The sequence below is a fragment of the Vibrio sp. 2132-1 genome (assembly GCF_033344315.1).
Genome location: NZ_JAWPON010000004.1, coordinates 272,959 through 292,864 on the forward strand (window position 1 = coordinate 272,959; position 19,906 = coordinate 292,864).

Here is a 19,906-nt window from a genome sequence, read left to right on the forward strand (position 1 = left end):
AAATGTAAAGAAGCCTGCTTTAACGCAGGCTTCTTTATTGCATGGGGACTAATCAAAAAACTAACGGCGGCTCGCTTGTTTGCGTAGTTCAAAATCAAACTCGTCAGGAAACAATACGACCCCTTCTTCATTTTGATTTGGGAATACAACAATCGATAGCTCGTCATCCTCTAGACCAGAGGTCCAACGGCTGTGCCACTTGTTTAAAGAGATCGCTTCTGGCTCGCAATCTTCCCAATCACCATTCGCCCATTGCAAAGCAAACTCTTCGTTTGGCCATACTGGTACACAATCATCATCTTCTGTATTTAACATGACACAGCCATGTTCGTCTTTCAGAATCCAAACCTTACGATTCGCCACAATCTCTTTTACGCAGTACTTTAAACGTTGCTCTTCGTTGTAGCGATTAATGGTATCCATCTGCTCTTGGGTCAGTTGCTCAGACATATTCGTCTCCTATTTCCCATAGAAAAATGCCCGCAGCTAAGCGGGCATTTAAAGTATATGCTAGAAAATTAAGCTAGTTCAGTTTGAAGCCAAGGCCAACCTTGCTTCTTACGGCTTAGCGTGTTTTCCATCATTAGCATGCCGTCTTTTTCGTGCTTAACAAGCTTCTCAGCCCACTCACCTTTGTATAGAAGACGAGTTTGAGCAGTCGTGATGTCTGTTAGCATTACAGCAGCGAACGCTAGGTTATCTTTCTCACAACGAGATTCTAGGTCTGCTTCTAGTGCTTCGATCATACCGTCAACTTGCTCAAGAGTTGCAAGTTCAACCTGACCAACCACTACGTCACGACCGTTGAATGGGTAACCTTTAAGGTCTTTCTCAACAAGCTCAGCCGCTGATAGACCTTCGATGTTTGTTTTAGCAATTAGAAGATCTTTAGTGAACGCGTCCACATCTTGTACGTCTGCGATTGCCGCTAATTCAGCAACGGCATCTTTGTCTTTTTGTGTACAAGTTGGAGAAGCAAAACCTACTGTGTCAGATAGAATTGCTGACATCATTAGCTTAGCAATTTGTGGAGTAATCGCGTGGCCTTCAATCTTGAACATGTTGAATAGAACAGTGTTGGTACAACCAACAGGCCAGATCCATGCTTCCATTGGGTTTACTGTCATCACGTCACCTAGACGGTGGTGGTCAACAATACCCGCAATTTCAGCTTCTGCGATATCGTCTGGTGCTTGTGCTAGATCTGAGTAATCTACTAGCCAAACGGTCTCACCCGCAACTGATGTGCGAAGCTCAGGAACTTCAGCGCCAGCAACTTCTAGGATGTGCTGAGTTTCACGGTTGATTTCGCCTTGGCGAATTGGCATAGCTTCAACGCCACGCGCTTTTAGAAGTTCAGTTGCAACGAGTGCACTACAAATACTGTCACTGTCTGGGTTCTTATGACCTACAACTAGAATCATGTTTCTTCCTATTCAAGTCAATTTTATACGCCGCCTAATACAGTTAATTAGGGCGTGTTTGCTCACAAAGGCCGATACTTTACCTGATTTCAAAGAGTTTGACACGAAGAAAAGTTCACAATGCTATTGCGAATAAATCTCATTTACATATAATGATAATTATTCCTATTTGCATTTGAGTAAACGATGAACGCGACCCAATTATTACACTCTGCACAACAGTTGTTTCAGCCTACTCAGTTTCGTTTAGCTTATAAGCGATTGCTGATCCCTATCGTCATGCTCATTTTGCTAGGCAATGAAAATACACGTGACGTAGCCGTACAGACGCTATCCGACTCATTCTGGGCAGTGTCATGCTATGTTGCTGCCACATTGGCTATTTATCATTATCTTTCAAACTTTATGTCGAAAACCAATCGAATTACCGAGCTATATCATCGCTCGCGTAATCATCAGGTTTTCTTTGCTTCTTTGTTGGGTGCTTTGCCTGGCTGTGGTGGCGCTATTGTTGTGACAACGCAATTTATTAGTGGCCGAGTGGGATTTGGTGCGATTGTCGCGGTACTTACTTCAACAATGGGTGACGCTGCCTTTTTACTTCTTGCCGCCAAACCAAGTGTTGGATTAGGCGTGGTTGGATTAGGCATTATCGTGGGTACTCTTTCAGGGTTAGTCGTTAATGCTTTTCATGCTGATAACTTTCTGCGACCAGAACCAAAAGAAGCACCTCAGACACATGCTTGTTGCCAACACCAGACAGACCGACACACGCCTCTTGAACAACGTGCAATCAATCTACAAGGCGCATTTTGGAAATGGCTTATTGTGCCTGCTAGTGTCGTTGCTGTGTTAATGTCTTTCCAAATAGATATTAATCAGTTGCTATCTTTGAAAGCCAACACCATTGAATGGCTGGGCGCTATCTTCGCGGTGATCACAATGTCGTTGTGGGCTATGACAAAAGAGCTCGGCGATTATCAGTCAACGGTCTCTGAAGATGAAAAAATTGTGGACTCGCATCCAATTCAAAAAGCGGCTCAAGACACAAACTTCGTCAGTGCTTGGGTGATCGTCGCTTTTCTGGCGTTTGAACTGACGACCTATTTTTCTGGAATCGACCTCGTAGAAACCTTTTCTCATTGGGGGATATGGATGCCATTAGCTGGCCTAGCCATTGGTATGTTGCCTGGTTGCGGACCGCAAATTTTAGTCACTAGCCTGTACATCTCTGGTGCAGCGCCACTTTCGGCGCAATTGGCAAATGCGATTTCTAACGATGGTGACGCCCTATTCCCCGCCATTGCTATGGCACCGAAAGCTGCTTTGGTCGCGACTATTTATTCGTCCATTCCTGCGTTTATTGTTGGATACGGGTATTACTTTTTATTCGAGTTCTAACGCCCAGAGCATCAAAACGAGAAAGGAGCCGCAATAGGCTCCTTTCTTGATCTTGGTATTAGGCGATTTACTTCACGTTATGCTGTAACGATCGCTTTCGCATTGAGCCCTTTATCCACGCTCACCATTAACAACTGGCAAGGTTCTTGGTTTAGCTTTTCCCCTGTCCAGTAATCATACCAGTCCACCGGTTGATCAGACGTCAGCGTAAATTCCATCGCTCCGTAACTCGCATAATTAAACAAACAATGGAGGTCATTCTTCGTCGTTAGTTTTAAAAACGCGTGATTTAAACTCAAAGCGGTAAACTTTGCAGATTGCTGGTTACGTTGTTGACGTAACATGAGCTTAGCCAGTGTCTTCTTAGCAAACGGCGTAATCTCAGGGAGTGGGTCGCCAGACAGCAGCAAACCACCACTCGCTAATAACACCGTGCGATGAAATTCATACTCTTCTCTGGATGCAGATTGATTAGCTAATGAAGTGAATGTCGCGCAATCCGGGTCAATTTGCCACAGTTTTCGGTGCTGCCAACTACGGTAAAAGGTTTCTCTGGCTATCTGCTCGAATCGACGACTATGACGCTCTACATCGTCAGAAACACGCATTGCATCCACAAGCCCCAGAGATGGCCACATTGGCGCGTTGCAACCTAAAAGCCACGCATCACCAGCGCCTTTGGCAATCGCTTCCATTCCTAAGCGATACGCCTCAACGCCTGTAATACCAGATTGTTTACGAACACCTTTTAAGGTGCCCCAATAGTTCGCGTCTAGCTTGAACAACTCAACGCCCCACTCTTGTCTCATGACAGAGACTACATTCGTCAGATGGTCTTGTACTTCTGGGTTTGAGGTATCGAGTATGTACCAAGGCGTGCATCGCCAACCACCGTATGTGACATCTTCTGCTTTAAGTAAGCCACCATCCTTGTGGCGAACAAACCACTCTGGATGCTGTTTGAAGATCTCCGACTCAGGCTGTGCAATGAAAGGCGCCATCCAAATTGCCGGCTTTTTTCCTTTTGCACGGATGTTATGAATGAGCTCTTTTACGCCACCAGAAAACTTATCTGATGGGGTTAACCAATCGCCCATAAAGGCTTGATAGCCATCATCCAGAAGTACCCACTCAAGGTCTTCGAGCTTATCTTGCATGCAATCAACGTTCTGCATGATGTTTTGCTCTGTCACGTCTGCGTAGTACGCGTACCACGAACACCAACCAACAGGCGTATCTTGTGTCACACCTTGGCGAACAGGATGATGCTTTGCAATCATCTCGCCATAGGTTTGATAAAGCTCGGATAGCGATTGACCACAGAGTACCGCCACGGATTCAAGTTGATTACTTTCCCAATCCGCCACTTGAGTCAACTCACCATCAATTGCGGCTGATAAAACCCAATGCCCATCACGCAGTACAACATCAAAATAGCCAGCAAAGCGATGACATGATGTGAAGCCATACAATGTGTAGCCAGCCGAGCCTTCCACCACTAAATAGTTGTAATAACGCTTAGGGGCATCTTTAGGGTAGATTCGATAAGAAGGATTATTGTCTGGGCAGCGACCAATATCAACGGGGTGATTGATCGTTCCCGCCGTTTGCGCCAACATTTGAAAACCATCCCCAATTACGTTGGCCTCGTGCTCGTACAAAAACGGCATTTCGAGCAACACTTCACGGTCGGTAAAGGTTTTATTGTGGAGACCAGCAAAAGAAAAATGTAATTGATTACCCTCGACTTCAACTTGGAAGTCATTGTTATTCACAGTGATCTCAGTGTGATTTGCCAATTGAATGCTCTGAGCCATAAAGAGTCTACTCACTTAATTATTATTGTTTAGCTTGGCGCATTATCTCCTGCTTGTCTCACCCAATTCGTTACCATCATCACGAATACCAGTCTCGTTTAACGTTATGAAGTTACTATTGAGACAACGCTCACTGAAATTTTGATAAAAAAATACCAGCCCTGAGGCTGGTATTTCGATTTATGCAAACTGCACTAATTAAGCAACTTCGATCGGACCACCAAATGAAGTGACTGGCGGCACTTTACCTGTGAACTTCTCGAAGTCTACGATACATGTGTTCGCAGAAGTCGCCTGTGCAAGCTCAGAAGAACCGATGTCTTGCGTTAGCGTGTTAGGATCACCGTAGGTACAGATTGCGCCCTCTTTCTCGTTTAGAGGACCGTACCATGCACCTTCTTCGATACGAATAACGCCACGTGGGTAGCTGTCAGTCAAAACAGCGCCAGCTAACAGCTGACCACGACCGTTGAATACACGTACCAAATCGCCATCTTTGATACCTTTTGCTTTGGCATCCGCTGGGTTGATGTAAACCGGCTCACGACCTTGTACCGCGTAAGTCGCGCGGAACTCTTCAGACTCACACATCTGAGAGTGCAGACGCTTATCAGGGTGGCAAGACTGCAACCAGAATGGGTATTTATCTGAACCAGGACCACCGTGTGAACGCTCTGATTTTTCGAACCACATTGGGTGCTCTTGACAGTGTTCGTAACCGTAACGGCCGATCTTACGAGACGTGATCTCGATGAAGCCAGACGGCGTACCTAGTGGATTCAGCTCAGGGTCTTTACGGAAGTCCGCATGACGAACCCAAGGTTTACCTTCACCGAAGTCTAGTACGCTCTTCTCCCAGAACTCGTTGAATTCTGGCATTTCAAACTTACCTTCGTTCGCTTTTTTACAATCGTTGTAAAGGCTTTCGATCCATTCCATCTCGCTCATACCACGAGTGTATTCTTCGCGGCGACCAAAACGCTGAGTTAGTTCACTCATGATTTGGAAGTCAGGCTTAGATTGGAACAATGGATCAACTAGGCGATGCATCGCAATCAGACCTTTGTTCGAGTATGAACCGTATACGTCGATGTCGTTACGTTCCCATTGCGTACACGCCGGTAGAACGATATCTGAGAAACGACATGTCGCAGTCCAAGCAAACTCGATCGTTACAACCGTTTGAAGCTTGCGGAACGCTTTCTTCATGCGGTTACGATCTTGATGGTGGTGCCATGGGTTACAACCCGAGATAACCATCATCTTGAAGTCTGGCAGTTTCACTTTACCGCCGTTGTAGTTGATCTCTTTGCCAGGCTCTAGCAGACAGTCGATCCAACGTGCAACAGGGATAGTACGACTGTAACCGTTAAAGTCGTTGTTGTCCCACTTCGGTTTCATACCTTGGTCAAGGTTACGAGGGAAACCACCAGGGCCCGCGAAACCAGTAGAAGGCACACCGATACTTGAGTAATGGTGACCGTAAGAGATACCACCGCCAGGTAGACCGATTTGACCAACCATTGCAGCAACCACAGCCGCTGCCCAGTATGGCTGCTCACCGTGCTCTTGACGCTGGATACACCAACCCATCAGGATCTGTGTACGACCGCTGACTAGCATGCGTGCGAATTCACGGATCTTGTCCGCTTTCACGCCACAAATCGCTGCTGCCCATTCAGGCGTCTTCTCTACTTTGTCTTTTGTCTTACCTTGAACGTATTGAATGAACTCTTCAAAGCCTAGACAGTAAGTATCAATGAATTTCTTATCGTACAGGTTTTCGTTGTACAACACGTGTGCCACAGCGAGCATGAACGCTACGTCTGTCAGCGGGTTGATGTACAAGTGATTGTTCTCTAAGTAGCGCTGAGTTTTGTTCTTCACTGGGTCTACAGATAGAACGTTGATCTCACCTTTTGCCACTTTTTCTTTTAGTTGTGCAAGGTACTTAAACGACTCATGCGTTTCACAGTTCCAACCTACTTGAAGGTTTTTCACTGGGTCGTTAGCCCAAAGAACGATGTTGTCAGAGTTTTCTAGGATCTCAGACCAAGACGTACCTTGTGCATAAACTTCGGTTGAGCCTAGCACGTACGGCATAATGGTTTGACCTGCACCCGTCGAGTAGTCACCTACTTTAGTGATGAAGTTGCCATGCATACCTACTGCACGTTGCATGTGCGCAGTACAGTTGTTAAATGAACCCGTTTGGTTCCAACCTGTTTGACCTGCATGCAGCGCCCATGGGCCGTAGTCTTTTTGAATACGTTCTAGTTCGCGATAAAACAAATCTAGCGCTTCATCCCAAGTTACTCGGATGAAACGGTTGTTACCGCGAGTATCTGCGCTGTATTTATGTTTCTTCAACCAATCTAGACGAACCATTGGGTAACGAACACGTGAAGGGCTGTAGATAATACCCTTAATGCCGTTCAACATTTCTGTTGGGTTTTTGTCTAGCTCTAGCGGCTTGATCTCTTGAACTTTACCCGCGTAGATGTGGGCGCGAAACGCGCCCCAGTGAGAACCGGTTACTTTCCAAGTACCTGTCGTCTCAACGGCATTTGCAGAGGCGGACGCCAATAAGCTAGGACCAATTACTGACGCTGCACTTGTGGTTGCTACACCTTTAAGAAAACTTCTTCGTGTAATAGCCATTTAAAATTACTCCAATCCGACGCTTATTAGTGGTGACCTTCAGCATAATCTGAAGAGTGTTTCTGTAGATACTTCAAGATCAGTGCTTCACTGTCTGTATCTAGGTTAACGAACGCCAACATACCGTCGAACATACCTGGCCAGGTGTTCGCGTCGAAGTGCGCTTCCGCAGGTTGAGTGTGACATACAGAACAATTGGTCTTGTAGGCTTCACGAGATTTTTCCCAAACAGGATTGATGTCGTTCAGCATAGACTCTTTCTTAATCCATACTTTCGCCGCTACTTTTTCCCAAGGAAGGCCTGTTAACTCATCCACTTTTTTCTCACCAGTCGTCACAATGCTGCTGTCTGTTGCTGCTTCTTTCATCAGAGACGCAGTCGCAATGTTCTTACCGAAATCTTCTTGAATTACGCGACCAAAGCCTTTCGCTTTACGCCAGCCGTCAATTTCGATTTCGATGAAGTCACCTTTATCTTCCAGAACTTTTACTGTTGATGCAGGGTTTAGAAGACCCGCTTCTTTCGCGCCTTGCGCGTCAAAGTAAATTGGAAGGTGACGAATACTTACGAGCTCTTGACCTACTGCGTAGTCAGTACCTGATGTCATTTGCTCTAGATCACCCACGATGCCGCCGATGCTATCCATACCTGCTGGTAGGTTGTGCGCGATACCTTTGTGACAGTCAACACAGCTTTGATCTTTCTCAGCGGCTTGCTTCATTTGGATACGAGCCGTAGGAGACATTTGCTCGAAATCCATCGATTCGTAGTTGTGACAGTTTTTACACTCCAGAGATTTGTTTGCCGAGAAACGATCCCATTCGTGTTTAGCAAGTTCGATACGACGCTCTTCGAACACACCCGGTTCGTCGTAGTTGCCAAATACTTGTGCAAATACTTCTTTAGAAGCTTGCATCTTACGAGCGATCTTATCTGTCCAGTTATGTGGAACGTGACAATCAGGACAGGTAGCACGAACACCAGAGTGGTTTTTCCAGTGCACCGTTTCTTGTAGCTCAACGTACACGTTGTCACGCATTGTGTGACAACTAATACAGAATTCTTCTGTGTTGGTTGCTTCTAGAGCGGTGTTAAAGCCACCCCAAAAGATAACACCAGCAATAAAGCCGCCCATAGTCAGCACACCTAGGCTGATATGTACAGCTGGGCGCGTCATGGTACGCCACAGTTTAATGATTAATGATTTCATTATTTGCTCTCTTAAAATCTTTTCAAAAGTGTGGTTATGAGCTCACTGGCTTACATGCCGTGCGCGCCTGGAGGTCCAAAGAAGAAGACTTGCAACATCCAAACGATGAACCCGTAGCCGCCAACAAAGGCCACACTCAGAATTGGGAAGAGAACAACTGCAATGAAGAGGAACGACTTCCACTCCAGGGAGCGTTTTTCACCACTCTCAATTTTATTAACATCACTCATACATTTGCCTATTTTGTATCTAGTGTTATTGAAAAGCCCGCGTAACCAAGCTTAAGTTTTTTACAATCTCTAATGGAAAATGTTAGACCATACTAATAGTAGGGTTCAATCAAATAAGCGACCTCAGACCTTGTAATTCAACACTTTTTTGAGCTCATCCAGAGATATGATGGATTGATGTTATTTATTAAAAAACATGAACAGATGTGACAAAATAAGTCTTTTAAGGAGTTGTTAAATAACCAACATTTAAGAAACATCGATCACATTTAAATCGTAATTACCATGCCATAAATCGACTTAAAAACTCCGAAAAAGATAACCGTTTGTAAACAAAATGCTGCGTATTAATGTCGAAAATAGCACTCAAGATTTACTTTAAGAACAGCAAAAAGTGCACGTAGTGGTTCATATAAAGGGGAGGCTTAGATACAATTATTCGCGTATTTTCAAGGAGCGATTATGGACAACGTGGTGGATATAAGCTGGGTCAAACTGGCACTGTTTGGTTTGATTTTATTGGTCCCCTTCTTTATCAATGCCCGCTACAAATTAGGGATAGCAAAAGACACCATAATCAGTGTTATCCGAATGACACTTCAGCTCATATTGATTGGCGTGTATTTAGAATATCTTTTTCAATTAAACAGCTTACTTGTCAATATACTTTGGCTTGCCATCATGCTACTGATTGGTGCCAGCTCAATTGCGGGAAAAGCTCGCTTACCTAAAAAGCCACTTATGCTTCCGCTACTAACGGGCCTTACCTGTGGTCTAATACCACTTCTGATAGCAATTACAGCAGGCTTAGTGCAACCATCCCCTATTTACAATGCGCAGTACATGATCCCACTTGCTGGTATGTTATTGGGTAACAGCTTGAGTAGTAATATCATCGCTCTTCAGAATTTGTTTACGGCTTTTGAGCAGAGACAAGCAGAATATGAGGCTGCAATCTCACTTGGAGCCTCTCCTCGCTACGCATCCTTCCCCTTCATTCAGGAGGCTCTTAGAAAGTCCCTTGCCCCGACTTTAGCTTCTATGGCCACTACAGGGCTGGTTACCTTACCGGGTATGATGACCGGTCAAATTCTAGGTGGCGCGAGCCCGATGGTTGCGATTAAATACCAGTTAGTAATTATGCTGGCTATTTTCGTCATGTTGAGTGCCTCCGTAACCATAACGTTAGAAATGACATTGCGCTGGGTACAAACCAAAGAAGGCCGAATAAAGATAAAAATCGAGCAACCCGAATCGACCAAAACTCATGGTTAGCTGGCGCTTGTGGGTAAAGACCGTTAAACAACTTATATTGCCAAGTCGAACATACTTATAACTGAATAACTCAACTATTCTTCGAGCACTCATCAAGACGCTTTCAGATGAAAAGCCAGGCAGAATTCTTTTTGATATAAGCCTCTAATTTTATGAAATTTTCTTTGCAAGTTTAGATACGCACGACCTTTGATACAGGTTATCCACAGAAAATGTGGATAAGCCCCCAAAACCCATACGCAACCAGAAACATAGCAACATAAGTGATCAATCGAATCGTCATGCATTGATCACGTGACTGACATGTTCTAATTTTAAAGTAAAGGCAGTGACCACAAACTTGGAGAGACGTACATGGATGTCTTAATGATCAAAGAAAATTACGATGAACTCCTGTCCGATGCACCTCTGGATTGGCTCGTTCAAGAACCAAAGGAAGTAACTTCTCATTGGCTCCCAACCGATTTTGGCATCAACGAAGAGTTGATTTAACATGACTCGACTTATTTGACATTTGCAGAGACAAATAAAAAGAAAGGCGAACCATCTGGTTCGCCTTTCTTGTGATCTTCTAAACTTATCGCAAATGGTTATCTTCATCGCGTAGATAAATCATCCAATACCACATGCCAACAAATACGCCACCACCAATAATGTTTCCTATCGTAACAGGAATTAGGTTGTTTACGATGAACCCCATCATGTTTAAGTCCGCGTAGTTTGCAATATCTGCCCCTGTCATTTGCCAAAACGCTTCTGGCGCAAAGTACTTAATACCAATCGCCATAGGTACTTGGAACATGTTCGCAATACAGTGCTCAAAACCTGCCGACACGAACATAGCCACAGGCAAAATCATGACCGCTATTTTATCTGTCAATGTTCGCCCACTAAACGTCATCCAAACTGCAATACAAACTAATACGTTACACATAATGCCAAGCGCAACAGCAGCAAAGAAACCATGATGTAATTTGTGTTGGGAGATCGCCATCGCGTTAAGACCAACTTGGCCATGATCAAACATATATTGCTTGGTAACTAGCATACAGGCCACGAGCAAAATGGCCCCAACCATATTGCCAAAGTAAACCACCAACCAGTTTTTGATAAGTGCTTGCCAAGAGATTTTTCCACTCGCACGCGCAACTAGTGTCAGCACAGAGCTAGTGAAAAGCTCGCCGCCAGTAACCACCACCAAAATCAAACCAAGGCTAAATGCCAGACCACCAATGAGTCGTGTAATGCCCCAAGGCAGCTCGCCTGCGCCTGTCGTTACCGTGGTATAGAAGATGAAAGCAATACCAATATGAAGCCCCGCAGAAATGGCGAGCAGAAAAGATTTGATTGGAGCTTTCGTTGCTTTGCCTACCCCCACTTCAGCCGCGCGTTCCGCAGCTTGTGGCGGTAATAGTGAGTCAAACTGATTAAAGTTCATTCTGGTGTAACATTTAGAAACATTTAAAGAGGCGCGGATAATCGCTCTATTTCCCTATTTTTTCAAGTGCTATTTGGCGTGTTTACTAAAATCGTTGTTATTGGGAGATCAAGCAATAAATAGCGCCTATCATTCGCTACCGTAAGTATCATTGATACTTAACAAGTATTCGGCCTTTCGAACAAAGATCCTGCGTTATATCAGCCTGATAGCGCCATACTTAACACTTCTTGTCGTTGAATGTTGCCCAACGCTACTTTTCAGACTAGCTTGGTAAAAAAAGCGCAAAGGAATCATTTATGAAATATTCAGCTGAACATATCGCCGAATTGAATCTACTTCTTCAGTTCGACCTAAGTAGTGCTGCAACTGGTATTAAAGTTCATACAGACGCGTCAGAAGAAATGCAGGCAGCCGTTGCTCGTCTATATAAGAAGCAACTTTGTACACAGCCTGACGGTGGTTATCTAACAGACGAAGGCATTGAAGTTGCAGAACATGCAGATAAGATTTTGAGAGTTCTGTCTGTGTAATTTGAACAAAAAACGCCACCGAACTCGGTGGCGTTTTTTAGTCCTATATTTTTCCTGTCGATGCCTGTGGCAATAATCGCTTTTTCATTTTGCTAAATGGTTGAACCTTGTCATACAACCAGTTAAAACCAGTGGCATAAAATAGGAAGAAAACGAGGAAGCCGGCTTCCAGCATCAGAGCTTGAAGAAGCGTAATTTCTAAGAACCAGGCAATCACAGGTAGAGAGATAAAGATTAATCCTCCCTCGAAACCAATAGTGTGTCCAAGCCGCATCGCTAAACTTCGCTCAGCTCGATTGTCACCAAACCACTTATCAAAATACAAGTTGTAGATGTAGTTCCATATCACGGTATACATGCTCAACCCGACCCCAACCAACGCGAGATCACTAGAACCCTTTCCAGTGATCAATGAAGCCGCTGGTACAATAATCGCGAGTGCGATTAACTCAAAAAGTACTGCATGAAAAATTCGTTCGTTACGAGTCATATTTCTCTGTCCAAATAGTTCTACTCAATGCTTAGAATTTTATCTATTATTTAGATAACCAAAAGTTAGATACCATCGGTTTAAGCGATATGTTTACCATCGAACAACTGCAAGCTTTCATTGCTACATCAGAAGCAGGATCATTTTCAGGAGCAGCTAGAAAACTGGGGCGAGCTCAATCTGTAGTGAGCCAGCACATCATGAATATGGAGATCGACTGTGGTGTTGAGCTTTTCGATCGATCAGGCAGGTACCCTAAATTAACTGAGAATGGCCTCGCGCTCGTACCTTATGCACAAGCAACAATCAGCCAACTCGACCGCCTAAACAATAGGGCATCGCAGCTCTTTTCCACGCCAACGAACAAATTAGTCTTAGCTATTGATGAAGGGATTCCTCTGACTCGCTTGCCGGATGTGCTAAAGAAGTTAGAGCAACGCTTTCCACACTTACAAGTTGAATGCTTAACGGCTTCAAGCCCTGATATCATTGAATTGGTTAAGTCGGAACGCGCCACGACTGGGATTATTTTGAGTGATTTACAAATGCCAAGACACATCGATTTCACCAATCTTGGCAATATTGCATTTGATGTCTATGTCTCTTCAACACATCCTTTAGCAAAGCAGCAAATCACTCACATTGATCAACTAAAACAACATCGTCAATTGGTCATACGATCCAAAAGTGCAGAGCCATGTGGTCTCAATCAAGCATTTAGCCCAGATATCTGGTACGCTGATAACTACTATATTTTGTTGGAATTGGCGAATAAAGGGTTTGGTTGGTGCTTTCTACCACAGCATTTAGTCGCGTATTCACCTAATACATTAAAAAAGGTTGGGGATGATTTCACAAAACTGGCTTGGCAAGTCAATGTTGACCTTATTCAGCACCAGAAATGGCATTCAGATCCCCTCCATCAACAAGCCAAAGCAGAACTGCTCAACCTATTCGGGCAGACATAAGTAAGTAGGAAGACCCAAATGGCAAATACATTGATCGTAGGTGCAGGCTGGCTCGGAACTCCGCTAGCAGAAACATTGATGAAAGATGGACACTATGTTGTCGTCACTCGTCGTAGCCAAACTCGATTAAAAGAGTTACCCACCTCATTAACTCACTCCGCATTGTTCGATTTCAATCAATTGAACGCCACAGCACGGCTAGATGAGTTGCTCAAACAGCATCAAATTACGCACGTTATCGGTGCTTTTCCTCCAGGGTTTCGTAAAGGACGCGGTCAAGAATATGCCCAGCAATGGCAAATACTTGCCAACGCAGCTAAGCAAAACAACGTTGAAAAACTTCTCATGATCAGCTCTACCACGGTTTACCCTAACCTTGCTTCCGATATGGAAGAAGCTGACGCGTCACTCTCTTTAGCAGCCGAAAGCCCTTATTTCTCTGATAATGCACGTATTATGCTTCAAGCAGAGCAGCATGTTATCGACTCGAATATTAGCTTTGTTATTCTACGTTGTAGCGGATTAATCGGGCCAGATAGACACCCATCTCGCTTTGCAGCAAGGCTTCAACAAGTTAGTCGTAAAGCACCAGCTAATATGCTTCATCAAGATGATGCTGTCTCGGCTGCGAAATTTGCCTTAGGCAATTTAAGCAACCAAGTCATTAATGTGACGACACCTCATACTGTCAGCAAGGCTGAGTTCTACCAAGCTGCCATAAACAAAATCGGAAGTGAGATACCTCTTCCACCCGTCACAGAGCAAGCTGACAAGCGTATTCTTGCTGACAAACTACTCTCACTTGGTTATCGATTTCACTTCAATTCAACTTTGGATGCGCTATGAGACTCTATAGACATATAGAAACGCTTTGGGATTACATGCAACTCAAACATAAACTGAAGCCTGCGGACTGTTTGTTTGTGATGTGCAGTAATGATGTGCGTGTAGCGGAGCACGCTGCCAAGCTCTACCACCAAAAGTTGGCACCTTTGATTGTATTTTCAGGGGGTGAAGGTCGCTTCACAGATGGACTGTTTGAAAAAAGCGAAGCAGAAACCTTTGCCGAGATTGCAAAGATGTCGGGCGTTCCAAGTGAAGCAATTTTGCTCGAAACTGAATCCACAAACAGTGGAGAAAATGTTCGCTTTACTGAGCAACGATTAAAAGAGGAAGGAAAACAGTGTTTCTCGTTTATTCTGGTACAAAAACCGTTTATGGAGCGTAGAGCAATCGCGACATTTGAAAAACAGTGGCAGTCACCCTACACTCAGCTCCAAGTAAGCTCTGCGGCTCTTCCATTTTTTGAATACATTAATGAAGACATGCCATTAATGATGGTGCTAGAAGCACTAATGGAAGATTTCTCTCGCGTAAAAAGCTATCCAGAGAAAGGATTTCAAACCAAGCAGAACATCCCTCATCAAGTTGAATCTTCTTACCAGGTTTTACTCGAGCGGTTTGGTTTTGACTTAGGCTAGCTTTTTCTAACCGACAACAAAAAGCCACCAAGTACGGTGGCTTTTCTGTATCAATACGGCTTATTTACCGAGCGCTTCTTTGTAATGTTGGCGGCATACGGAGACATACTTATCGTTACCGCCGATCGCAACTTGATCGCCTTCTTTAATTGCCACGCCGTGTTCATCGGTACGAATAACCATATTCGCTTTGCGGCCACAATGGCAGATTGTTTTGAGCTCAACCAGCTTGTCTGCCCAAGATAATAGATACTTACTGCCTTCAAAAAGTTCGCCTAGAAAATCGGTGCGAAGGCCGTAACACAATACTGGAATATGCAACTTATCAACGACTTCAGTAAGTTGATAAACTTGTTCTTTCGACAAGAACTGACACTCATCAACAAGAATACAGTGACGTTTTTCAACCTCATTCAGACCTGCGATCTCTTGATACAAATTGGTATCCTGACGAAATAAATGTGCGTCAGATTGAAGACCAATACGAGAGCTCACTTTACCGACACCAAAACGATCATCTAGCGCAGCCGTAAAAATAACTGGCGTCATGCCGCGTTCTTGATAGTTGAAAGAGGATTGAAGAAGCGTTGTTGATTTACCCGCATTCATTGCTGAGTAATAGAAATACATCTGAGCCACAGAGCATTACCTAAAGTTAAAGTTTTAATTTATGGAAATGGAAAATAAAAGGGCTGAATTATCAGCCCTTTAAAAATGAAAATTCAATTACTTACGACGCCACGTTGTGCCTTCTGGACCATCTTCCAGAACAATGCCCATTTCGGTCAGCTTGTCACGAGCCATATCTGCATTCGCCCAATCTTTCGCAGCGCGAGAGTCATTACGTAGCTTGATCAGAGCTTCGATTTCAGCCACTTCATCATCGTTACCCGCATCACCTTTTAGGAAGGCTTCAGGATCTTGGTGAAGAATACCGATCACGTCAGCTAGTTCACGCATTAGCGCACCGAGTTCGCTCGCTTTCTCTAGGTTTTCTGTCTTCAGACGGTTAACTTCTCGCGCCATGTCGAACAGTACTGAGTAAGCTTCTGGTGTGTTGAAGTCATCGTTCATCGCTGCAGTGAAGCGAGATACGTATTCTTCACCACCAGCAGGCGCAGCGTTTGGGTCTAAACCACGTAGAGATGTGTACAGGCGCTCAAGCGAAGCACGTGCTTGGTTTAGGTTATCTTCGCTGTAGTTTAACTGGCTACGGTAGTGACCAGACATTAGGAAGTAACGCACTGTTTCAGCATCGTAGTGACCAAGAACGTCACGGATAGTAAAGAAGTTACCTAGAGATTTAGACATCTTCTCACGGTCTACCATTACCATGCCGCTGTGCATCCATGTGTTCACGTATTGTGTATCGTGTGCACAGCATGATTGTGCGATTTCATTTTCATGGTGTGGGAACTGAAGGTCAGAACCACCGCCGTGAATGTCGAAGTGGTTACCTAGGATTGAAGAGTTCATTGCTGAACACTCAATGTGCCAACCTGGACGACCAGGACCCCATGGTGACTCCCACGTTGGTTCACCCGGCTTTGACATCTTCCAAAGTACAAAGTCTAGAGGGCTGCGTTTTGCTGTTTCGATATCAACGCGCGCGCCAGCTTGAAGCTGATCAAGGTCTTGCTTAGAAAGCTTGCCGTATTCGTTGAATTTACCTACTTCAAACATTACGTCACCGTTATCTGCAACGTATGCAAAACCGCGCTCGATTAGCTTCTCAACCAATTCGATGATTTCAGCAATAAACTGTGTCGCACGAGGTTCAACGTCCGGACGTTTCATGTTCAGCGCATCAAAATCAGCGTGCATTTCACCAATCAAACGCTCAGTCAATGAATCGCAAGACTCACCATTTTCTGCGGCACGTTTGATGATCTTATCGTCGATATCTGTGATGTTACGTACAAACGTCAGATCGTAGCCCAAGTAGCGAAGGTAACGTGATACAACGTCAAAAGAGACGAAAGTACGACCGTGACCAATGTGACAGAGATCGTAGATGGTAACTCCACAGACATACATACCGACTTTGCCAGCTGTAATTGGTTTGAATTCCTCTTTCTGTCTTGTGAGTGTGTTATATATCTTTAACATGATCTCTATCTATGATTGTGAATGAATAAAAGAAGATGAGTATATCAACTCCAACCTAGTTAGGTAATAGCAATTAACCGATAAAACGATAATCGGCTAAACTTCAAGCACAAAACGAAGAATTTCCTCTTCCTGAGTTTTTAAAGCACTAGAACTTAGGCTAGAATCTCGGGCTCAACACAACACAGTAAAGGAAAGTAGCATGATCACCCTTCACACTAATTTTGGTGACATCAAGATTCAACTAAACGAAGAGAAAGCGCCAGAGACAAGCGCAAACTTCCTTCAGTACTGCCGCGACGGTTTCTACGACAACACGCTTTTCCACCGTGTTATTGACGGCTTCATGATCCAAGGTGGTGGTATGGAGTCTGGTCTACGTGAAAAAGCGACTCGTGCACCTATCAAGAACGAAGCAAACAACGGCCTAAGCAACAAAGTGGGTACACTTGCTATGGCACGTACTATGGAGCCGCATTCAGCAAGCTCTCAGTTCTTCATCAACGTAAACAACAACACATTCCTAGACTTCCGTAGCGAAAGCCTAGATGGTTGGGGTTACTGTGTGTTCGGTGAAGTAATCGAAGGCATGGACATCGTAAATAAGATCAAAGGCGTTAGCACTGGTTCTTACGGCATGCACCAAGACGTACCTCTAGAAGACGTAGTAATCACTGGTACAACAATTGAAGAGTAATTCTTAGGAATTATTTTTAAAAGATAAGTTAATGGGGAGGCATAGCTTCCCCTTATTTCTATGACGACATTATTTATTTCCGATCTTCACCTTACCCCATCACGTCCTGATATCACGGAATGTTTTGTGACGTTCATGCGAACAGAAGCAACAAAAGCTGATGCACTTTATGTACTCGGCGATCTGTTTGAGTTCTGGATTGGTGACGATGACAACACCCCTTTTGCAGACCAAATCCGCGCAGAATTTAAAGCACTGACGGATGCGGGTGTGCCAACTTTTTTCATCCAAGGCAATCGAGATTTTTTACTCGGCAAACGCTTTTGCAAAGAAACCGGTATGACATTACTCGACGATGTCTGCACGATTGATCTTTATGGTCAAAAAGCCGTAATCCTACATGGCGATACGCTCTGCATTGACGATGTGAAATACCAAGAGTTTAGAAAAACCGTTCACAAGCCATGGCTACAATGGTTGTTTAACCGTATTCCTTGGTTCATTAAGAAGAAAATTGTCTCAAAAGTTCAATCCGATATTCGTGATGATAAAATGAGCAAGTCATTAGATATCATGGACGTCAACCAAAATGAGGTCGAGAAAGTAATGTCTCAGAACTGCGTCAACTTAATGATTCATGGTCACACACATCGCCCGAACACACATTTTTTTGACGTTGATGGCGTTAAAAAGACCCGAATTGTTTTAGGGGATTGGTATACGCAAGGCTCAGTTTTAAAAGTAAATTCTGATAGTTTTGACCTACAAACGAGACCGTTCATACAGAATTTGCGTTAAGCATGTAGAGCGTGTAGAAGATTCACGCTCAAGTCGTAGATATTTTGTAAAAAATCGCTATTATCATAATACTAAGTTAAACAGAACGAAGTACCTAATTGAAGTATTCTTACGTAGCTCGCCAACCGATTCTGGATAGAGAAAAACGAACCATAGGTTACGAACTCCTCTTTCGAGACGGCCCTAAAAATACCTTCCCTGAAGTAGAACCAGAGCTGGCTACTAGTCGACTGCTATCCGATCATTTTTTATCGACGCATTACAACACATTAGGAAACAAACTTGGCTTTGTTAACTTTCCGCATCAAAGCTTGGTGAACTTGGTCCCAACTTTGTTTCCTAAAGAATCTCTCGTCATTGAAGTCCTTGAAGACTGCGAACCGACAGAAGAACTGTTAGAAGCCATCAAGCACCTTCATGAGTGCGGATACAAAATTGCTCTGGATGATTTTGTTCCGACGAAAGCTTGGAAGCGCTTTCTTCCATACGTTTCCATGATCAAGTTTGATATTAGACTTGTGCCGATCAAGAAAGCTGCCATTTTTATTCAGGCGTTGAGCCCATTTAAAATCGACTTTCTTGCGGAAAAGGTAGAGACCTATGAAGAGTTTGAGCAAGCTCTAGAAGCCGGTTTTAACTATTTTCAAGGGTATTTTTTTAGCAAACCTGAGATGATCCAGAAAAAACGGTTGAACCCCGCGTTTCTTACCGTCATCCAACTTTGTAAAGAGATTGCAGATAAGCCCATCGACTTCAATGAGGTTGAACGTCTGTTTTCGATTGATGTGACGCTGTCATACAAGCTGCTTACTTACGTAAATTCAGGATATACATTAACGACTAAGATCAAATCGTTCAGACAGGCGCTTATTTATCTGGGTGAAGAGCGACTACGACGCTTTATTTCCTTAGTTGCAATTGCCTCCGTTCAAGAAGATAAACCTGACTCTCTTTACTCTTTAGCGATTCAGCGTGCACGAATGTGTGAACTGCTACTTAGTCAAATGAACACTAGGTATGACCCTGGGCAGGCTTTTTTGACAGGCATGTTTTCTTTGCTCGGATCTTTGCTCGATCAACCGCTCTCGGATGTCATTGAAGATATCCCCGTTGACGAAGATATAAAACTCGCATTAACCAGTCGAAAAGGCGTACTTGGTCACTTACTTTCGATGACGATCGCCTACGAACAAGCGGACTGGGAGTTAGCCGAGCGATATTGCACCGTTCTTAAATTAACCGAACCTCAATTAGCAGACGCTTTTAATCAATCGACGGAATGGGCTCAAGAACTGCTGTCTCAAACGCCCTAAATGGCTATAATGCCCCAAAGAATACCTGCGACCTCACTTATGTGGGGTTGTTTGTTTTTA

General features: G+C 44.1%; 20 protein-coding genes. 10 read left to right on the forward strand and 10 right to left on the reverse strand.

Features of this window, described 5'->3' with window-relative positions; all coding sequences use genetic code 11:
- Positions 1-60 precede the first annotated feature (60 nt).
- A complete protein-coding gene (locus R8N47_RS06210) occupies positions 61-450 on the reverse strand; it encodes a DUF2750 domain-containing protein (protein WP_005378129.1) in 390 nt (129 codons plus the stop codon).
- A 68-nt stretch (positions 451-518) separates the two neighbouring features.
- Positions 519-1,424, reverse strand: coding sequence for a manganese-dependent inorganic pyrophosphatase (locus tag R8N47_RS06215; protein ID WP_017634678.1), 906 nt, complete (start codon positions 1,422-1,424; stop codon positions 519-521).
- 186 nt (positions 1,425-1,610) lie between these two features.
- Between R8N47_RS06215 and R8N47_RS06220 the strand changes: the two genes are divergently transcribed.
- A complete protein-coding gene (locus tag R8N47_RS06220; protein ID WP_025766868.1) occupies positions 1,611-2,825 on the forward strand; it encodes a putative manganese transporter in 1,215 nt (404 codons plus the stop codon).
- Positions 2,826-2,902: 77 nt separating this feature from the next.
- On the opposite strand, the gene R8N47_RS06225 is transcribed toward R8N47_RS06220, so the two are convergent.
- From R8N47_RS06225 to torE, 4 genes are all read right to left on the reverse strand, one after another.
- On the reverse strand, positions 2,903-4,642 hold the full coding sequence (locus tag R8N47_RS06225; protein ID WP_064353805.1) for a glycoside hydrolase family 36 protein: 1,740 nt from the start codon (positions 4,640-4,642) through the stop codon (positions 2,903-2,905).
- Positions 4,643-4,840: 198 nt separating this feature from the next.
- Positions 4,841-7,303: a trimethylamine-N-oxide reductase TorA gene (torA, locus tag R8N47_RS06230; protein ID WP_064353804.1), complete on the reverse strand. Its 2,463-nt coding sequence runs from the start codon at positions 7,301-7,303 to the stop codon at positions 4,841-4,843.
- 26 nt (positions 7,304-7,329) lie between these two features.
- A complete protein-coding gene (gene torC / locus R8N47_RS06235; protein WP_064353803.1) occupies positions 7,330-8,514 on the reverse strand; it encodes a pentaheme c-type cytochrome TorC in 1,185 nt (394 codons plus the stop codon).
- Between the two features lie 50 nt (positions 8,515-8,564).
- On the reverse strand, positions 8,565-8,744 hold the full coding sequence (gene torE / locus R8N47_RS06240; protein WP_005378141.1) for a trimethylamine N-oxide reductase system protein TorE: 180 nt from the start codon (positions 8,742-8,744) through the stop codon (positions 8,565-8,567).
- A gap of 462 nt (positions 8,745-9,206) precedes the next feature.
- Between torE and R8N47_RS06245 the strand changes: the two genes are divergently transcribed.
- Together R8N47_RS06245 and R8N47_RS06250 are read left to right on the forward strand one after the other, a co-directional pair.
- Positions 9,207-10,019: an ABC transporter permease gene (locus R8N47_RS06245; RefSeq protein ID WP_047100766.1), complete on the forward strand. Its 813-nt coding sequence runs from the start codon at positions 9,207-9,209 to the stop codon at positions 10,017-10,019.
- Positions 10,020-10,373: 354 nt separating this feature from the next.
- Entirely contained in the window at positions 10,374-10,511 is a 138-nt protein-coding gene (locus R8N47_RS06250) for a hypothetical protein (protein ID WP_005378145.1), read from the forward strand.
- 85 nt (positions 10,512-10,596) lie between these two features.
- Here the strand turns inward: R8N47_RS06250 and focA are convergent, their stop codons facing one another.
- Positions 10,597-11,457 (reverse strand): formate transporter FocA, encoded by an 861-nt coding sequence (gene focA, locus R8N47_RS06255; RefSeq protein WP_005378146.1) that lies wholly within the window; start codon positions 11,455-11,457, stop codon positions 10,597-10,599.
- 299 nt (positions 11,458-11,756) lie between these two features.
- Here focA and R8N47_RS06260 point away from each other — a divergent pair, with 299 nt between their 5' ends.
- A complete protein-coding gene (locus R8N47_RS06260) occupies positions 11,757-11,990 on the forward strand; it encodes a TIGR02647 family protein (RefSeq protein ID WP_005387662.1) in 234 nt (77 codons plus the stop codon).
- A 43-nt stretch (positions 11,991-12,033) separates the two neighbouring features.
- Here the strand turns inward: R8N47_RS06260 and R8N47_RS06265 are convergent, their stop codons facing one another.
- Positions 12,034-12,480, reverse strand: coding sequence for a PACE efflux transporter (locus R8N47_RS06265; protein ID WP_042522041.1), 447 nt, complete (start codon positions 12,478-12,480; stop codon positions 12,034-12,036).
- An 89-nt stretch (positions 12,481-12,569) separates the two neighbouring features.
- On the opposite strand from R8N47_RS06265, the gene R8N47_RS06270 reads away from it, so the two are divergent.
- From R8N47_RS06270 to R8N47_RS06280, 3 genes are read left to right on the forward strand one after another with little or no spacing between them, the layout of a single operon-like run.
- Positions 12,570-13,448, forward strand: a complete 879-nt coding sequence (locus R8N47_RS06270) for a LysR family transcriptional regulator (RefSeq protein WP_005378151.1) — start codon at positions 12,570-12,572, stop codon at positions 13,446-13,448.
- Positions 13,449-13,466: 18 nt separating this feature from the next.
- Complete coding sequence (locus R8N47_RS06275; protein WP_064353801.1) at positions 13,467-14,294, forward strand: NAD-dependent epimerase/dehydratase family protein; 828 nt, start codon at positions 13,467-13,469, stop codon at positions 14,292-14,294.
- Positions 14,291-14,929 carry a YdcF family protein gene (locus R8N47_RS06280; protein ID WP_064353800.1) on the forward strand — a complete coding sequence of 213 codons (639 nt, stop codon included), beginning with the start codon at positions 14,291-14,293 and terminating at the stop codon, positions 14,927-14,929. Before R8N47_RS06275 ends, R8N47_RS06280 begins: the two co-directional genes overlap by 4 nt.
- A gap of 60 nt (positions 14,930-14,989) precedes the next feature.
- Here the strand turns inward: R8N47_RS06280 and R8N47_RS06285 are convergent, their stop codons facing one another.
- Positions 14,990-15,568: a thymidine kinase gene (locus tag R8N47_RS06285; RefSeq protein WP_064353799.1), complete on the reverse strand. Its 579-nt coding sequence runs from the start codon at positions 15,566-15,568 to the stop codon at positions 14,990-14,992.
- Between the two features lie 87 nt (positions 15,569-15,655).
- Complete coding sequence (gene cysS, locus R8N47_RS06290; protein WP_064353798.1) at positions 15,656-17,038, reverse strand: cysteine--tRNA ligase; 1,383 nt, start codon at positions 17,036-17,038, stop codon at positions 15,656-15,658.
- 202 nt (positions 17,039-17,240) lie between these two features.
- Here cysS and R8N47_RS06295 point away from each other — a divergent pair, with 202 nt between their 5' ends.
- From R8N47_RS06295 to R8N47_RS06305, 3 genes are all read left to right on the forward strand, one after another.
- A complete protein-coding gene (locus tag R8N47_RS06295) occupies positions 17,241-17,735 on the forward strand; it encodes a peptidylprolyl isomerase (RefSeq protein ID WP_005378156.1) in 495 nt (164 codons plus the stop codon).
- A 60-nt stretch (positions 17,736-17,795) separates the two neighbouring features.
- Positions 17,796-18,533: a UDP-2,3-diacylglucosamine diphosphatase gene (gene lpxH / locus R8N47_RS06300; RefSeq protein WP_005389817.1), complete on the forward strand. Its 738-nt coding sequence runs from the start codon at positions 17,796-17,798 to the stop codon at positions 18,531-18,533.
- Positions 18,534-18,631: 98 nt separating this feature from the next.
- A complete protein-coding gene (locus R8N47_RS06305; protein ID WP_005378158.1) occupies positions 18,632-19,846 on the forward strand; it encodes an EAL and HDOD domain-containing protein in 1,215 nt (404 codons plus the stop codon).
- The last annotated feature ends 60 nt before the right edge of the window (positions 19,847-19,906 follow it).

Excerpts from the sequence above, each read along its gene's own strand:
- R8N47_RS06210 (WP_005378129.1), bottom strand. The coding sequence starts at position 450 with ATGTCTGAGCAACTGACCCAAGAGCAGATGGATACCATTAATCGCTAC.
- R8N47_RS06215 (WP_017634678.1), bottom strand. The coding sequence starts at position 1,424 with ATGATTCTAGTTGTAGGTCATAAGAACCCAGACAGTGACAGTATTTGT.
- R8N47_RS06220 (WP_025766868.1), top strand. The coding sequence starts at position 1,611 with ATGAACGCGACCCAATTATTACACTCTGCACAACAGTTGTTTCAGCCT.
- R8N47_RS06225 (WP_064353805.1), bottom strand. The coding sequence starts at position 4,642 with ATGGCTCAGAGCATTCAATTGGCAAATCACACTGAGATCACTGTGAAT.
- torA (WP_064353804.1), bottom strand. The coding sequence starts at position 7,303 with ATGGCTATTACACGAAGAAGTTTTCTTAAAGGTGTAGCAACCACAAGT.
- torC (WP_064353803.1), bottom strand. The coding sequence starts at position 8,514 with ATGAAATCATTAATCATTAAACTGTGGCGTACCATGACGCGCCCAGCT.
- torE (WP_005378141.1), bottom strand. The coding sequence starts at position 8,744 with ATGAGTGATGTTAATAAAATTGAGAGTGGTGAAAAACGCTCCCTGGAG.
- R8N47_RS06245 (WP_047100766.1), top strand. The coding sequence starts at position 9,207 with ATGGACAACGTGGTGGATATAAGCTGGGTCAAACTGGCACTGTTTGGT.
- R8N47_RS06250 (WP_005378145.1), top strand. The coding sequence starts at position 10,374 with ATGGATGTCTTAATGATCAAAGAAAATTACGATGAACTCCTGTCCGAT.
- focA (WP_005378146.1), bottom strand. The coding sequence starts at position 11,457 with ATGAACTTTAATCAGTTTGACTCACTATTACCGCCACAAGCTGCGGAA.
- R8N47_RS06260 (WP_005387662.1), top strand. The coding sequence starts at position 11,757 with ATGAAATATTCAGCTGAACATATCGCCGAATTGAATCTACTTCTTCAG.
- R8N47_RS06265 (WP_042522041.1), bottom strand. The coding sequence starts at position 12,480 with ATGACTCGTAACGAACGAATTTTTCATGCAGTACTTTTTGAGTTAATC.
- R8N47_RS06270 (WP_005378151.1), top strand. The coding sequence starts at position 12,570 with ATGTTTACCATCGAACAACTGCAAGCTTTCATTGCTACATCAGAAGCA.
- R8N47_RS06275 (WP_064353801.1), top strand. The coding sequence starts at position 13,467 with ATGGCAAATACATTGATCGTAGGTGCAGGCTGGCTCGGAACTCCGCTA.
- R8N47_RS06280 (WP_064353800.1), top strand. The coding sequence starts at position 14,291 with ATGAGACTCTATAGACATATAGAAACGCTTTGGGATTACATGCAACTC.
- cysS (WP_064353798.1), bottom strand. The coding sequence starts at position 17,038 with ATGTTAAAGATATATAACACACTCACAAGACAGAAAGAGGAATTCAAA.
- R8N47_RS06295 (WP_005378156.1), top strand. The coding sequence starts at position 17,241 with ATGATCACCCTTCACACTAATTTTGGTGACATCAAGATTCAACTAAAC.
- lpxH (WP_005389817.1), top strand. The coding sequence starts at position 17,796 with ATGACGACATTATTTATTTCCGATCTTCACCTTACCCCATCACGTCCT.